The organism is Rhizobium sp. 01L419 (genome assembly GCF_056400025.1).
The window spans coordinates 168106-180974 of the sequence record NZ_JBFTSM010000010.1 but is presented as its reverse complement, the minus strand read 5'-3'; the positions used below and the strand labels follow the sequence as shown (position 1 = coordinate 180974).

The 12869-nt window shown below is 60.4% G+C and carries 16 protein-coding genes and 1 pseudogene; 7 read left to right on the top strand and 10 right to left on the bottom strand.

The window, feature by feature from the left end:
• Nucleotides 1-3 precede the first annotated feature (3 nt).
• The 4 genes from AC1DUP_RS20840 to AC1DUP_RS20825 form a co-directional block, all read right to left on the bottom strand.
• Nucleotides 4-540 carry a DUF4440 domain-containing protein gene (locus tag AC1DUP_RS20840; RefSeq protein ID WP_115038710.1) on the bottom strand — a complete coding sequence of 179 codons (537 nt, stop codon included), beginning with the start codon at nucleotides 538-540 and terminating at the stop codon, nucleotides 4-6.
• A 46-nt stretch (nucleotides 541-586) separates the two neighbouring features.
• Nucleotides 587-862 carry a hypothetical protein gene (locus AC1DUP_RS20835; RefSeq protein ID WP_113307418.1) on the bottom strand — a complete coding sequence of 92 codons (276 nt, stop codon included), beginning with the start codon at nucleotides 860-862 and terminating at the stop codon, nucleotides 587-589.
• A 155-nt stretch (nucleotides 863-1017) separates the two neighbouring features.
• Entirely contained in the window at nucleotides 1018-1245 is a 228-nt protein-coding gene (locus AC1DUP_RS20830; RefSeq protein WP_113301050.1) for a hypothetical protein, read from the bottom strand.
• Between the two features lie 686 nt (nucleotides 1246-1931).
• Nucleotides 1932-2432: an MgtC/SapB family protein gene (locus tag AC1DUP_RS20825; RefSeq protein ID WP_113307417.1), complete on the bottom strand. Its 501-nt coding sequence runs from the start codon at nucleotides 2430-2432 to the stop codon at nucleotides 1932-1934.
• 78 nt (nucleotides 2433-2510) lie between these two features.
• Between AC1DUP_RS20825 and AC1DUP_RS20820 the strand changes: the two genes are divergently transcribed.
• Nucleotides 2511-2783 carry a hypothetical protein gene (locus AC1DUP_RS20820; RefSeq protein WP_113307416.1) on the top strand — a complete coding sequence of 91 codons (273 nt, stop codon included), beginning with the start codon at nucleotides 2511-2513 and terminating at the stop codon, nucleotides 2781-2783.
• Here the strand turns inward: AC1DUP_RS20820 and AC1DUP_RS20815 are convergent.
• Nucleotides 2770-2892 carry a hypothetical protein gene (locus AC1DUP_RS20815; protein WP_477834095.1) on the bottom strand — a complete coding sequence of 41 codons (123 nt, stop codon included), beginning with the start codon at nucleotides 2890-2892 and terminating at the stop codon, nucleotides 2770-2772. The two genes, AC1DUP_RS20820 and AC1DUP_RS20815, sit on opposite strands and share 14 nt — an antisense overlap.
• A gap of 135 nt (nucleotides 2893-3027) precedes the next feature.
• Here AC1DUP_RS20815 and AC1DUP_RS20810 point away from each other — a divergent pair, with 135 nt between their 5' ends.
• The 3 genes from AC1DUP_RS20810 (at nucleotide 3028) to AC1DUP_RS20800 (ending at nucleotide 4752) form a co-directional block, all read left to right on the top strand.
• Entirely contained in the window at nucleotides 3028-3258 is a 231-nt protein-coding gene (locus tag AC1DUP_RS20810) for a hypothetical protein (protein WP_113307415.1), read from the top strand.
• Nucleotides 3259-4371: 1113 nt separating this feature from the next.
• The gene (locus tag AC1DUP_RS20805; protein ID WP_477834093.1) at nucleotides 4372-4506 is read left to right on the top strand and encodes a hypothetical protein; all 135 of its coding nucleotides are present in this window, start codon (nucleotides 4372-4374) and stop codon (nucleotides 4504-4506) included.
• 3 nt (nucleotides 4507-4509) lie between these two features.
• Nucleotides 4510-4752: a DUF6894 family protein gene (locus tag AC1DUP_RS20800; protein ID WP_162748427.1), complete on the top strand. Its 243-nt coding sequence runs from the start codon at nucleotides 4510-4512 to the stop codon at nucleotides 4750-4752.
• Between the two features lie 12 nt (nucleotides 4753-4764).
• Here the strand turns inward: AC1DUP_RS20800 and AC1DUP_RS20795 are convergent.
• The 5 genes and pseudogenes from AC1DUP_RS20795 to AC1DUP_RS20775 form a co-directional block, all read right to left on the bottom strand.
• Nucleotides 4765-4928: pseudogene (locus tag AC1DUP_RS20795) on the bottom strand (alpha/beta hydrolase); the annotation flags it as partial.
• Nucleotides 4929-5078: 150 nt separating this feature from the next.
• A complete protein-coding gene (locus AC1DUP_RS20790; RefSeq protein WP_477834091.1) occupies nucleotides 5079-6578 on the bottom strand; it encodes an arylsulfatase in 1500 nt (499 codons plus the stop codon).
• Between the two features lie 78 nt (nucleotides 6579-6656).
• The gene (locus AC1DUP_RS20785; RefSeq protein ID WP_113307414.1) at nucleotides 6657-7028 is read right to left on the bottom strand and encodes a response regulator; all 372 of its coding nucleotides are present in this window, start codon (nucleotides 7026-7028) and stop codon (nucleotides 6657-6659) included.
• A 101-nt stretch (nucleotides 7029-7129) separates the two neighbouring features.
• Nucleotides 7130-7747, bottom strand: a complete 618-nt coding sequence (locus AC1DUP_RS20780) for a response regulator transcription factor (RefSeq protein ID WP_113300608.1) — start codon at nucleotides 7745-7747, stop codon at nucleotides 7130-7132.
• Nucleotides 7747-9630 (bottom strand): sensor histidine kinase, encoded by a 1884-nt coding sequence (locus AC1DUP_RS20775; protein ID WP_115038712.1) that lies wholly within the window; start codon nucleotides 9628-9630, stop codon nucleotides 7747-7749. The genes AC1DUP_RS20780 and AC1DUP_RS20775 overlap by 1 nt, the downstream gene beginning before the upstream one ends.
• Before the next feature lie 200 nt (nucleotides 9631-9830).
• Between AC1DUP_RS20775 and AC1DUP_RS20770 the strand changes: the two genes are divergently transcribed.
• The 3 genes from AC1DUP_RS20770 to AC1DUP_RS20760 all read left to right on the top strand — a co-directional run bounded on the left by AC1DUP_RS20770 (nucleotide 9831) and on the right by AC1DUP_RS20760 (nucleotide 12766).
• A complete protein-coding gene (locus AC1DUP_RS20770) occupies nucleotides 9831-10841 on the top strand; it encodes an HAD family hydrolase (protein WP_115038714.1) in 1011 nt (336 codons plus the stop codon).
• A gap of 107 nt (nucleotides 10842-10948) precedes the next feature.
• The gene (locus tag AC1DUP_RS20765) at nucleotides 10949-11776 is read left to right on the top strand and encodes a hypothetical protein (RefSeq protein WP_115038715.1); all 828 of its coding nucleotides are present in this window, start codon (nucleotides 10949-10951) and stop codon (nucleotides 11774-11776) included.
• Between the two features lie 201 nt (nucleotides 11777-11977).
• Nucleotides 11978-12766 (top strand): hypothetical protein, encoded by a 789-nt coding sequence (locus AC1DUP_RS20760; protein ID WP_115038717.1) that lies wholly within the window; start codon nucleotides 11978-11980, stop codon nucleotides 12764-12766.
• Nucleotides 12767-12869 lie beyond the last annotated feature (103 nt).

Genomic DNA, 12869 nt, shown 5'->3' with positions numbered 1-12869 from the left:
ACTTTATGGGAATTTGAGCCTGCTTCGTCTGGAGCTGCGCCCGCCGCGCCTGCCGCGCTCCCTCCAGCTTTGCGAGCCGCTCGGCCTAACCCTGCGCCTTCGCGAACTGCTCACGCGCCTTGCGCAGATCGGCCACCAACGCCGATGGACGAGCTTCCATTCGCCGTTTTCTCGTCGGAAGACGTCCGTCACGCGGAGCGACATCGGCACCGGCTCGTCCTTGCCCTGCATGCGAACCGTGGCATGCTGCATGCCCGACCAGAAGGCTAGGTCTGCGCTTTCCGAAGAGTGGAGAACTTCGAAGCGGCCGGTGCTTCCGTCCTTGAAGGAGGGAGCGCCCTTGTCGTTCGCCACGTTCACCTGGGCGCCGCCGGAAATACGGTCACCGGACGGCGGAAAGAATGTCGCCGGATCGTTGGACGTCGAGATGGCGATCAGTGTCGTCGGGCTGCCGTTGATATAGTCGAGGGAAACACTCTCGCGGCGTTTGAGGAATTCGTCGAAGCTTTCGTCCAGAGCCGCATTTCGTCCTCCTAGCATTGCTTGGACGGAAATACGCGGCTCCCGGACTTGTTCGCGGCATGACCTAGTGAATCAGCGAAGCTCTTCGGTTTTCGTGCTGGTAGATCAACATGATCCCCTGCTCCAAAAGCAGTTCCGCCGCGTGCAGATCTCTCGCCGACATGTCATCGGCCATTCCGCGAATGGTGCGGGCCACGCACACGAGATTGGCGGCGTCGCGCGGGTCGCCATCATCTTCAACTTCGGAAGCGCTCGCCTCCAACGCGTCGGCGACCGTATCGAGCAGGTTCGACCGCTCGACGATGTTCATTTCGGTCAAGGTCTTCGAAATGCCATGCATGATGCTTCTCCTGCGCGGTCGTAAGATCGCGGCGGCTCGTGTTCTGCTTGATCCAGGCAACGAGGGTGAAGTGGCGACTGAGCCGTATATTAGCAAGTCATGGCTGACACGCGCGGCGCGCATAGCGATATCTAGTAACAAGCGAGGTGCGATCGTTATTCCGGAGCAGCTTCACCGCTTCTTTGAAGTTTCGAGAGCCCGATCTCGAGAACCTGGTCCATTTCCCGACGCAAGTCTCCCTCGGTGGACCGATACCGTTCGATCGTCGGCGCGGAGATGGCTATAAGGTGCCTCAAGGCATCGATGCGTTCATCTTCAACGGCGGCGACGCCCGCCATCCAGGCGGCCTCGAAGAGTTCGGGCGTGAGAGTGTCATCGGCCACTTTGATACCTCGTCCGCAAGGGTCGTGGGTTGTCGGCGCAGTTCATGTTTCGACATGACACCTCCGTCGCGTCGAGAGTCGATTAAACGCGCGAAATTTCAGATTGTTGCGCGCCGTTCCAGTCTCTGCGGTATTGGTCGGAGCTGACATGGCTCCTCGGTTGATATAGCGATGAAAGGCCCCGAAAGGAGAACCATGGCTCTCATCTTGATCCTCGAAGACGGGCCGTTCATCGCACTCGACATCGAGTAAGTCCTCGATGAAGCGGGGTATCGCCAACACGTCACGCTGGCGACGTGTGCCGAAGCTGTCGATTGGCTGAATGAAAACAACCCGCAAATGGCGATCGTCGATCTAAGGCTATCTGACGGGTGGCCGCGATCGTTGTCCGTATGCTTGTCGAGCGCAAGACGCCGTTCGTCGCCTATTCCGGAGAACCGGACGGCGTGGCGGAAAATTGAGCCGTCCCCCGCGGCGGGGAACTTCTCATGAAGCTGTGCATGCCAGGGGAGATCGTAGCAGGGTGGATCGTGCTCTGAATGACCGGCGTAGCAATCCCCGGAGCAAATAGTAACGCCCACGGGCGTCAGATCGTCCGTGAGTTTCTTGATGGACGAAAGCTTCACTGCGAGAGGCGCACTTCGATTTCCGCTTGTCGGCGCTTATGAAACTCGTGGCCGAGCAATTCATCGCGGTGGATTTTCCGTCGCCTCACCCGGAATGGCTCCAGACGTCTCGCGTTCGTCCTTCCCTTCTGCCTTGAAGGGAATCATGAGGCGTAGCGTCGCGAACGTCGCGATCGAAAGGACGATCGCCGTCTCGTAGGCTCCTAGGCCGACCGCCGCGCCGATCGCCCCCGTAGCCCACAGGCTTGCGGCCGTTGCCGTACCGCGAATGCTCGCCTTGCCGACGAGGATCGCGCCGCCTCCGATGAAGCCGACGCCATTGATTATACCTTCCACAATCCTGGCGGTCGCTTCGGGGCTGTCGTGGGTGACTGTTTCGGCGGCCTGAATGAAGCCGCACGCCGCGATTGCGACGAGAGGGAACGTCCTGAGGCCGGCGCTTCGTTCATTGCGTTCTCGATCCCAGGCGATCGGAAGCGCCAGGACGTAGGCGACGACAAGGACGGCCAGGTTTCGGAGCAGATCAATATGCACACCGACATTTCCAAGCCAGTCCGTCATCCCAATCCCCCGTAGCATAGTCCACAATAGATGGGCGACCAGACGTCCTCGGCAAGATCGGTAAGCCCGGAGGAACTATTGGACCGCCTGAACATTCCGGTAAAGAGCGCGGCCGTGTCAACCGGACGCGACGGGGATGGCGAACGCGGCAGTTTTTCCGGTTTCCTGCTGCGGCCAACGAAACGGCAGTCGAGCACCCAACCCGTCCGGCTTCGCGCTCGTCAGGCTGAAAAGGGCGAGCCGATGTACGTCAAGAATTCAACCGAGGTCTGGTTTGGACCGCAACACGGCGTCGCCGGAGCAACGAACGGCGGAGAGCCGACCAGTTGCAAATCATCTATCTTCGCGTGATGTCGTCCGGCTTTGGATAGGAAGCCTCGTGGCGGGATGGCAGCAGGTTAGCGGCGACTACGGCCATCACGAGCACGGCGATCGAAGTGGCGATCAGAGCGATTTTCATCAGACATCCTCCATTCCATCGATAGAACCAATGCGAAGCTCCTGATTCCGACACCTGCGTCGCCGTGCCAGCTCCCCATCCCAAAGAGGAACTTGGTGTTGCTACCGGAGTTCTTCCTCTTGAAGGAGAACCGCAATGACGACGAATTCGATCCCCAGTTCCGACAAGCTTCCTCCCAAGTCCTTGACCGAAGACACGCAGGACGACGAACTCCCCGAAACCAACGTAGACGACCGCCGCGCTCCGCCCGTCAACATGGGCAACAGCCGGACAGCCGGAGAGAATTTGACAGGGGCCGATCCGAAGACCGAACGTGCCGATCCCAAGGATCGCATTCCCGCTCCGCAGACGGCCAACCGGGAGTGAGACGATGACCGACCGCAACAGGTACGTGAACACGGACGAGCTCCAGGCGGACGACGAAATTTCGCCGAAGCCTGCAAGCGATGGCGAGAAGCGCGATCGCCCGAGACAGAGCGGAAATGCCCGGACAAGCGACGTCGGGGACGACGCCCGCCTCCCGCCGAGACCGGCGACGTCCGAGTAGGAGATGGCATGACGAAATTCACCGATGGCCTCAACGACCGCCTGAAGGACGCTTCGATCGCCCAGAGTGGTCTCGGCCTCCCGACGATTCCAGCCAGCCGGTAGAGGCGAGGGAAGAGGAGGCGCTGAGGATCCGCTCGAAGCTGGAAAGGGCTGCTGGCGAGGAGCGCAAGGACGAAGCCGACTATCTGGCAAAGCATCTCGCGCGGGCGTCCTCGCCATGAATGCGATCGCCTTGATGGACGAGCTCGGCATCCAGCGGTTCTCAATGGTCGATCACGACTGGGGATCACACATCGCCGAATGCCTGGCGATCGGCTAGCCGGATCGCGTCGAGCGCATCGTGCAGCTCTCGTCGACGCCGCGCATGCGCGGTCTTCGGACACCGCCGATCCGGCAGTTCCAACTTTACTGGTACCAATGGTTCATGGCGACGAAACAGGGCGCGGAGGCGATCGGCCAAGGAGCGCAAGGGATTCGCCCGCATCCACCGGGAGAACTGGGCGCCCGCCGGCTGGTTCGACGAGGCCACCTTCGAGGCGGTCGAAATCCTTTGAGAACCGAGACTGGTTGGCGGTCAGTCTGCACAGCTACCGCGTCCGCTGGGAAGAGGCCGAACCCGATCCGCGCAGCGTCTGACTCGAGCGCAAGGTAAGGAGACGAAGACCTTGTCACTCCCGGCGATCTTCATACAGGGCAAGGAGGCCGGCGTCTCTCCTTCCGCGGTGTCGGAAAACGCCCACGCGAAATTCACCGGTCCGTTCGAGCGCATCCTCCTCCAGAACGTCAGGCATTTCCCCCAGCGGGAGGGTTCGAAAGCGGTTTTCACGGGAGCTGGCGGTCCTTCTCCAAGGATAGCACCGCGCTCCCTATCGCTGCTCGCGGAACTTTTCCTTCACGCGCTCATTCATCTGATGCACCTGGAGAGACCACATGTTTGCCCTTCTGACCGTCCTGACCGTCCTCATCGCGTCCATGTTCGTGGGATTGGTCGCAACGACCTTGAGGGAGTTGCGACACGAGACCGTCGAACTGAAGGCGGCGACGTTCCGCAGGACCGGGCGCTAGGCGATGCTGAAAAGTCCGATCGCGCTTTCGGGCCCGCAGCGCTTCCACCTCAACGTCCGCAAGGGCGAGGAGCTTCTTCTCGATCGGGACGGAATAGTGCTGCCCGACGTGGGCGACGCGATCGCCGAGGCCCTTCTCTGCGCCCAGCTGCAACGGACGCCTTCGCACGTCCGTGGGCCGGGCCGGAAACTTTTTGAGATTATGGACGAGAGCGGCAAGCTTCTGGCGATCGTACCGATCGACTGAACTGTCAGGCGACAGGAACGCCTGGATCGCCGCTGCGAGCGCCTCCGGGTTCTCCTCGTCGACATGATGGCCGCTATGGATGCCGAACCCGCGCACGTCCATCGCCCACTTGCTCCAGATGGCCACCGGATCGCGTAGATCGTCTCCAGGTTGTCTTGGGACGACCACAGGCAGAGGCTTCTTCGATGATGATCGACATCGCCGCACGGATGATCACTATTCGAGAGCGATATCGTGATGTAGCGTCGGACCTGTGGCCTGTCGCGTGGCGCCCCAGTCCGATGGCTTTCGCCCAGTCGTTAATCATGTCCAGAGCAGCGCGAGGATTAGAACCTCGTCATGTTTGCCGCAGGTGGATTGGGAGATCGATGGAGGGTCATCTTGTATTCCTCCACTGCCTTCAATATCGGTCCGAGAACCCAGTTGTACATCTCCCCGATATTCTGCTCCTCCTGCGGGTCGGCCTCGATGTTGAACACCTGCGGATAGCCGTTCATGGGCGCAGCACTCGCGCCGACGCCGCCCATCAGTACCGCGCCGCCCGCGCCGCTGCGGCCGGGGGCCACCTCAGAAAAATAGGCCCGGAACTGCTTCCAGCGGACTGCGACCAGTTCCGATCCGACGAAGGTCAGCAAATGGTCACGCCCCCCGCTGTCCTCATCGCTGAGCAGCAGTTTGCTCTGGTCAACACCATCGATCGGACGATCGCTCGGGATCTCTCCGCTCGCCAGACGCGCGAAGGTAGGAAAGAAGTCCATGATCGAGAACATCGCGTATGAGGATCGCGGCTTGATCCGTTGCGGCCAGCGGATCATGGCGGCGGTGCGAATGGCGCCTTCGCTAATTTCACCCAATGCGCCGCGGTAAGGTCCGGAGGCTCCGATGTCTGGCATATCGGCACCGAATCGACTCGCGCCGGGACCGTCCGGTCCATTGTCGGAGGCGAAGACGACGATGGTATTTTCCTCTACACCAAGTTCCTTCAACGCGTCCAGCATCGTGCCGACCACGGCATCGCCCTCCATCAGGGAGTCGCCGAACTGGCCGACCCGGGATGCGCCTTCGAACCGTTTCGAGGGCAGGTTCGGGAAATGGGTTCGGGAGATCGGCAGGTACAGAAAGAACGGTTTATCCGCCGCCTTCTGCCGCCTTATGAAATCGACGCCGTGATCCACCAGCTCCCAGTCGATCCCGCGACGGACCTCCTCTGTGTAAGGTTTCACGGACTTAAGCGGCTCGCCTCGGTTCGCCGTGACTATTTGCGGCCCCTTGTCGAGGGGGATATCGACAGTCTTGGTCTGTCTGCCCTGGCGGATCATGCCAAACGCGTCCCAGGTGTCGCCGGGCGGAATTCCGTAATATTCATCGAAGCCCTGGTTTTGCGGTTGACTGTAGGTTTGCGCGCCGAGGTGCCACTTGCCGAAGATAGCAGTAGCGTAGCCGGCGTCGTGCAGCATCTCCGCCATGGTGATCTCGTTCTCCGGGAGTGAGAATTGCGTGCCAGGAACTGCGACCAGCGACAGTCCGGAACGGATAGAATAACGCCCTGTCATCAAGGCGGCCCGCGAGGGCGTACAGGAAGGCTCGACCAGAAACTGCGTCAACCGCAGTCCCTCCGAGGCGAGCTGGTCGATGCGCGGCGTCGGCGATCCGCGCAACTCCCCGCCTCCGTAAGCTCCGATGTCGCCATAGCCGATATTGTCCGCCAGAATGAACAGGATGTTCGGCTTCGCCTGCTGCGCGGACGCCGTTCCGATCGTCACACTAAGGCATGATGCCATTGCCAGCGCTTCGGCCATCGGCCGCCAGTGTCTGAGCCATTCCATGTTCAGCCTCCCTGCCAAAGGTGAATAACTGGTCCGCCTTTGACCTGCCGTCGTGGCGGTCTCTCCGCGATCAAGAACTCACAATCCGAGCGCCTTCTTGACTGCGTCGATGAGTACGGATCCCGCAAAGGGCTTCCGCAAATATGCGATACATCCAGCCTGCTCCGCCTCGGACTGCAGGCGCGTGTCTTCAAGGGCGGTGATGAAGATTATCGGCAGCTTCGCTCCAGCCCCTTTCAGCCTGCGCTGCAGTTCGATGCCGGACATGCCACCGAGGTCGATGTCCAGCACGAGACAGTCGACCGGCGTCTTCGGATCGCGGACGTGAAAAGCTTCCGCCGAAGCATATTCGACAGCCGCAAATCCGTAGGCATTGAGGAGCCGACCGACGCTTCGACGTAGGCTCGCATCATCATCGACCACAGCGACAGTGCGGTGCAGCTTTCCCACCTCATGCCCTCATGCGTGACAGTGCGAGAGATACGCATTTGTCTGTCATTGTAGGCGTGTCGGCGCTTGCTTGATATTGCCCTAAGGGGAAGATTGTCCGATCACTCCGGGGTCGCGGTACGATCGATGTCGGCGGCGATCAATACGACCTCCGCCAGCGATTTTGCTGCGAGCTTCTCCATGACCTGATGGCGATGCACCTTCACCGTTCGCTCCGATATGCCAAGGGCATACGCAATCTGCTTGTTGAGATGGCCACGGATGATCAGCCCGAAGACTTCGGCTTCGCGCGCGCTCAAGCTCGCAACCATGGCTCTCAGTGCCTGCAGACGCTCGTGCTCGGCACGGCGCTTTTCATATTTTGTCAACGCGCGTCCGATCGTTTCGATCAGGACCGAAACCGAGCCAGGCTTTTCCAGAAAGTCGTGAGCCCCCGCCTTCATAGCGTCGACGCTGGCCTTTATGTCGCCTTCGCCCGTGAGGAATATGATTGGCAAAAGCGGCGCCTGCTCGCACAGTTGGCGCTGTATTTGGAGGCCAGACTGCCCGGGCATCTGCAGGTCAAGGAGAACGCAGCCCGGCTCGCAGCCCGGAAGATGGGCGAGAAACTGATCTCCGGACTCATACGCTTCGACCGTTAGACCATAGGCGGAGAGCAGGCGTGCTGTCGCCGTTCGATAGGATTCGTCGTCATCGACGATATGGACGACCGGTTTCATCAACCACTCTCCCGTCTGGCAAGAGGCAGGACCACGCGAAAGATGGCCCCGCCTTCAGGTCGGTTGTTAGCGGAGATCATGCCGCCATAGGTCTCGACAATGGCGCGCGCTATGGAAAGCCCGAGCCCCGTGCCCGCCTGCTTGGTCGTGTAGAACGGCTCGAAGATGCTGGACAGCCGCTCTTCTGGAATGCCGTTGCCGGTGTCAGCGACACAAAGCTCAGCCTTCCCGTTCGCCACTCCTGTCGCAAAGATTAGCATCCGTTTGGCGGGAGCGTCCAACATGGCATCCATCGCATTGGTGGCCAGATTGAGAACGACCTGCTGTACATGGACCTTGTCCGCCCGGACCGGCAGCTCCGTCGTCGGCCGATTTGTCTTGAGCGTGATCCCCCTGCGTTCGGCCTCGCCATGAATGATATGAATCGCACTCGAAGTGACGTCGTTCAGGTCGAACTCCTGCCAATCGATCTCGCTTCTCTTCTTGAGCAATCCTCTCATGCGGCCAATGATGTCGCCCGCACGCTGATCGTCCTCCTGGATGTCCAGAAGTATCTGCTGGATCAACTCCAGATCGGGGCTGAGGCTTCGCAACAGCACGGAAGCAGCCTCGGCATTGTTTCGGATGGCCGCCAGAGGCTGGTTTAGTTCGTGGGCGACCGACGCGGACAAGGCGCCGGCCGTTGCGGACTGGTTGAGATGGACAGCTTCGAGCAGGTGAAGGCGTGACCTGCTCTCCGCATCGTGGCGACGGCGTCGCTCGAGCAGCAGCGCGGCGATGATGCCCGTCTGCAGCAAAACGACAGCAAGCGTCCCCGTCGCAGCCAGCCAGTGTTCCTCCCAAAGACTTGGCTCCTTGTGCATAAGGACGGTGCCCGCAGGCAGGTTCCCCTCCGAAAGTCCCCAACGCCGGAGCTGCCGGCCATCCACAATGTATGTCTGAGGCGCTTGAATATCCGACACAGGCTTTCCGGCAATGGCGTCGATGACAAGATCTCCGACGGTGCGGCCCAAAGTGTCAAACGTGACCGTATTACCGCCGACGACACCGTAGTCGAGGTAGGTCTGATAGGGGCCATAGACAGGTGCGTTGGCCGTTGCTGCGATCTGCCTGATCGCCTCGCGCGGGATGAAATTCCGCCCTGCCCGATCTTTGAACACCGTCAACGCCAGGATGATGCTGTCGGAGGGAACACGGGATGCACGTTCGATGAATTCGTCGATCGTCAAATCTTCAAGGTATGTCGTTTCGTATGACTTGGAGAACTCGTCGAGGTCGACGCGCGCCGTCGCCAACCATCCTCGGTCGAACTCCGAGGATCCGCCGATGATGTAGAGGTGACGGGCGCTGGGCTGCAGGTCGCGGGCCATTTGCGCCGTCTTCAGAATGTCGAATGTCGTAAACGCTCCGATAACGTCATCCGGTAGATCGATGTTCTCGGCGGTGGAGTTGCCGAAGCCTGCCGCCACTATCTTCGCATCGGGAGCGATCCTTCCGCGGTTCGTCGATATCAAGCTTGCAGACTCTTTGCCGAGCGCGACCACTACATCCGGACGGCGAGCGGCGTACTTCTCCGCCATATATCGTACCATGCGCGCGACGTGCTCGGCTTCCGGAAACCGCGACAGATCCAGGAATTCCGAAAACAGGTCGATCCTGCTATCTGTGGCTTGCAGCAAGCGGGTTCGCAGCGCCTCTCCGGCAACGGTCGTCGCCACGAGCCTCTCGTCGTATGGGTAGAGAATGAGAACCCGTGGAACCCGATCAACGATTGCGTGCGACGTCTCCGAGGCGATGGCGCAGCAGTTCGAAGCGATCAGCAAAGCCCACGCCAGCAAGACGCCAGCGCACCGCAATCGACCTGCCCCCTGGCCCAAGGCCATTGGTCGCCCCCCAAAGCTGCGCGACGATACCACCTTTTTGGTGTGGCGTCATCCGCTGCAAGCACCACTGTTGATTGCCGCTGGAGTTCTTCGATTCCCCAAAGGGCAATATCGGCGGGGGAACGCATTCGGTAGACTTGGAAAGCGCTGGTGGAGTGCAACTCGCCGGACGCGGACTCTCACTTATGGGGGTACATCCAATGTTTACTGTCCGCCACCTCGTCAACTCGACACTGAACCCGATCCCGATTGTCATCGGAGCACTTTTCCTTGCGGCTTCGGCACAGGCCCAGAGCGATCCGCTGCCCTCGTGGAACGATACGGCGCCCAAGGCAGCTATCGTCTCTTTTGTCGAGAAGGTTTCCAAGCAGGGTTCGCCCGACTTCGTCCCGGAACCCGAACGCATTGCGGTGTTCGACAATGACGGCACGCTCTGGGTCGAGCATCCCATGTACACCCAGTTGGCCTTCGCCCTGGACCGCGTGAAGACGCTCGCTCCACAGCATCCGGAATGGAAAAACGTCCAGCCGTTCAAGGCAGTGCTCGAAGGCGATATGAAAACACTTGCCGCATCAGGTGAAAAGGGCCTTCTGGAGCTCATCATGGTCACCCATGCGGGAATGACAAACGACGATTTCCAGAAGGTCGTCACGGACTGGCTTTCCACGGCACGCGATCCGCGGTTCAAGCGACCCTACACCGAGCTCGTGTACCAGCCGATGGTCGAGCTGCTTTCCTACCTGCGCGCCAACGGCTTCAAGACCTTCATCGTATCCGGGGGCGGCGTGGAGTTCATGCGGCCATTGACGGAGAAGGTTTACGGCGTCCCGCCGGAGCAGGTCATCGGTTCCTCGATCAAGACGCAGTTCAAGATGCAGGACGACACGCCGACCCTGTATCGTCTGCCGGAAGTCAACTTCATCGACGACAAGGCTGGCAAGCCAGTCGGGATCAACGAGCAGATCGGCCGCCGGCCGATTGCCGCTTTCGGCAATTCTGATGGCGATCTCGAAATGCTGCAATGGACAACGATGGCGGGAGCGCCTGCGCGTCTCGGCATGCTCGTGCACCATACCGATGCGGAGCGCGAATACGCTTACGACCGCAAGACCGAATTCGGCCGCCTCGACAAGGCGCTCGACGCGGCCGCAATTACTGGCTGGACCGTCATCGACATGAAGGCCGACTGGAAGAAGATGTTCAAGGACTAAGGAGGATGCGCCTCGCGGCTGGGCGTCCAAAGACTTGTGACAGCAGATTCCAAATGGGTTCATCAGGCGACGGGCATGCCGCCCGTCCCGACTGGGAGGATATCGCCATGAAAATCGATCGTTTCGCTACGTTGGTCTGTGCCGGAGGTTTCGCGCTCACGACCGCTGCCCTTGCGCAGGACACCCCGAAGAAGCCGCACGTACCGCTCGAAAAGTCTATTGGGATAGTCACGCCAACCGGCCCGGTGCCGTCGTTGGCGGTCATCAATTCGGCCGGAGCGAAGATCGAAAACGGCAAGCTCGTTCTGACGGGTGTCTCCGCAAACTCGATCGTCTTTGCTGACCGACCGGTGCGAGCCGCCGGTCATGTGGCAACCGAACAGTTCATCATGCAATGGGACGACGGCAAGGACAATTTCGCAGTCGATCCACCGAATGCGACTGTGTCGGTGCTGGGCGGCGATGGATCGGACGTCAGCGACGCCGTCGTGACGCTGAAGACTCCGAAACTCGATGGCACGACGCTGACCTTCGACATCACCATTCTGGAGGGTAGCCTAAGCGGTTTGTCTGGGCCGGCCGCGCTGTTCATCGATCACTTCGGGGGTGGAGGAGGATTTGGCGGCGGGGGCTTCGGTGGCTTCCATGGCGGCGGCAGCTTCGGGGGCGGCGGATTCCACGGCGGAGACTTCGCGGGAGGTAATTTCCGCGGCGACTTCCGTGGAGACGACGTGCATATCGGCGACACGAACATCAACCGTGTCGGAGGCACCTATTGGCACGCACCCGTCTATCACGGCGCCTGGTATCGCGGTGCTCCGGTCGCAGCGGGCGTGGTCGCAGGCGCCGCCATCGGGGCCGCTGCAGCCCGCCCCTACTATCCCTACTACAACGACCAGCAATGCGGCTACTATCCGTACCCGCCTTGCTATTGATCTTAAAAGGGAAACGCCACTTTGGCCGCGTTTCCCTCTCCTCCAAGCGGGAGGCAGGCCTGGTGCCGGCAGGCCACACCTTTAGGTTTTCCCTTCTCGCCAGCAACCCCCAATAGGTGTTTCATGTTGCGGGAATCCATTTCCCGCCACACAGTCTTCACTCGAAGCAGTGCTGCGTTCAAACGAGATCGGGGGATTCTCATGAAGACCATTCACTTGCATGCGATAGTCTTGCTGGCCGGTGTTTCTGCCGCATCGATCGGCAATGCCGCGGATCTCACACCGCTCACGCCCGAAGCGAAAACGGTCGAGACCCAGAGCGGCTGGGAATTCACGGTCGTTCCATACTTCTGGGCTGCCGGGATTTCAGGGGACGTACGGCAATTCGGGCTTCCCGAGGTCGATATCGATGCCGATTTCGGCGACATTCTCGACAATCTCGACTTCGCCTTCATGGCGACAGGCGAAGCACGATATGATCGCTTCAGCATCGTCGGTGACGTGATCTACACCAAACTGGGTGCGGATGCGCATACCCCCCGCGGCATTTTCGCCGACAGCGTCGACGTGACATCGAAGACCTTCGCAGGACTCCTCGGTGTAGGTTATGCCGTGCTCGAGGATCAGAATGGCCACCTTGACGTGGTCGGCGGCGTGAAAGTCTGGTCGGTCGAGACAGACATCTCCTTCAGTGGCGGACTTCTGGCGGGCGTGGAGCGGGAAGACAGTGCCACGTGGGTGGATGCCGTTGTCGGCCTGCGCGGGAACTACTTCTTCACCCCGGAAATCTATCTCACGGGATGGGGTCTGGTGGGCGGTGGCGGCGCCGACGTCGACTGGGACGTGGGCCTCGGCCTCGGCTACAAATTCAACGACACCATCTCGGCAGTGGCCGGATACCGCGCACTAGGCGTCGACTACGACAACGATGGTTTTGTCTTCGACGTCGTCCAACAGGGGCCGATCGTCGGGGTGTCCTTCCATTTCTGATGAGGCGAGAGCGCCTTGAGCAATTAGGCGATCATCGCAACTGACGGTCGTCGTGCTCACCTTGCGACAGCCTGATCTCCTGCAGGAGCCGGAAGAGCAACGC

Bases quoted from the DNA above. Each gene is read 5' to 3' on its own strand.
- AC1DUP_RS20760 (WP_115038717.1), top strand. From the start codon at position 11,978: ATGAAGACCATTCACTTGCATGCGATAGTCTTGCTGGCCGGTGTTTCT.
- AC1DUP_RS20775 (WP_115038712.1), bottom strand. From the start codon at position 9,630: ATGGCCTTGGGCCAGGGGGCAGGTCGATTGCGGTGCGCTGGCGTCTTG.
- AC1DUP_RS20815 (WP_477834095.1), bottom strand. From the start codon at position 2,892: ATGAAAATCGCTCTGATCGCCACTTCGATCGCCGTGCTCGTGATGGCC.
- AC1DUP_RS20790 (WP_477834091.1), bottom strand. From the start codon at position 6,578: ATGGAATGGCTCAGACACTGGCGGCCGATGGCCGAAGCGCTGGCAATG.
- AC1DUP_RS20765 (WP_115038715.1), top strand. From the start codon at position 10,949: ATGAAAATCGATCGTTTCGCTACGTTGGTCTGTGCCGGAGGTTTCGCG.
- AC1DUP_RS20800 (WP_162748427.1), top strand. From the start codon at position 4,510: ATGCTGAAAAGTCCGATCGCGCTTTCGGGCCCGCAGCGCTTCCACCTC.
- AC1DUP_RS20810 (WP_113307415.1), top strand. From the start codon at position 3,028: ATGACGACGAATTCGATCCCCAGTTCCGACAAGCTTCCTCCCAAGTCC.
- AC1DUP_RS20825 (WP_113307417.1), bottom strand. From the start codon at position 2,432: ATGACGGACTGGCTTGGAAATGTCGGTGTGCATATTGATCTGCTCCGA.
- AC1DUP_RS20805 (WP_477834093.1), top strand. From the start codon at position 4,372: ATGTTTGCCCTTCTGACCGTCCTGACCGTCCTCATCGCGTCCATGTTC.
- AC1DUP_RS20840 (WP_115038710.1), bottom strand. From the start codon at position 540: ATGCTAGGAGGACGAAATGCGGCTCTGGACGAAAGCTTCGACGAATTC.
- AC1DUP_RS20770 (WP_115038714.1), top strand. From the start codon at position 9,831: ATGTTTACTGTCCGCCACCTCGTCAACTCGACACTGAACCCGATCCCG.
- AC1DUP_RS20780 (WP_113300608.1), bottom strand. From the start codon at position 7,747: ATGAAACCGGTCGTCCATATCGTCGATGACGACGAATCCTATCGAACG.
- AC1DUP_RS20835 (WP_113307418.1), bottom strand. From the start codon at position 862: ATGCATGGCATTTCGAAGACCTTGACCGAAATGAACATCGTCGAGCGG.